This window comes from Massilia sp. Root335 (assembly GCF_001425685.1).
GTDB lineage: Bacteria > Pseudomonadota > Gammaproteobacteria > Burkholderiales > Burkholderiaceae_D > Telluria > Telluria luteola.
In genome coordinates this window covers 321-942 of sequence record NZ_LMCY01000037.1, presented here as the reverse complement: position 1 = coordinate 942, position 622 = coordinate 321, and the positions used below count along the sequence as shown (strand labels likewise).

The 622-nt window shown below is 72.8% G+C and carries 1 pseudogene; it reads right to left on the bottom strand.

What is annotated here, in order from left to right:
• Positions 1 to 622, bottom strand: a pseudogene (locus ASC93_RS30965) (autotransporter domain-containing protein); the annotation flags it as partial.

The window sequence follows — 622 nt, the reverse complement described above, 5'->3', positions numbered from 1 at the left end:
CGGAACCGGCGATGGTGCCGGCAAAGTCGGCGCCCGTGCTGGTCACGACCGGCAGGCCGGGCAGGCCGGGAAGCAGGATGCCGCCCGGGCCGACGATCACGCCGACCAGGCCGCCGCCGGTCTGGGTGCTGGTCGCGCCGGCATTGGTCAGGGTCAGGGTCTGACCGCCCAGCAGCACGGTGCCCGAGCCGGACAGCGACTGAATTTGCGCGCCGTTGTCGGTGGCGGCGATGTCGAAGACGCCGTTGTCGGTCACGCCACCCGACGAGGCGATGTTGGCGGCGCCGGCCAGCGCCAGGGTGCCGCCCGCACCGATGGTGGTGGCGCCGGTGTAGCCGTTGTAGCCGGCCAGGGTCTCGGTGCCGCCAGTCACGGCCAGGCCGCCGGCGCCGGCGATCGTGCCCCCGAACACGTCGTTGGCATTCGACAGCGTCAAGGTCTGCGCGCCGAGCGCCACGCTGCCCGAACCGGACAGCGACTGGATTTGCGCGCCGTTGCTGGCCGCCGAGATGTCGAGCACGCCGTAGTCGGCCACGCCGCTGGACAACGCGATGCTGCCCGAGCCGGCCAGGCCCAGGGTCGCGCCCGCGTTGATGCCGGTCGCGCCGCTGTAGGTGTTGGT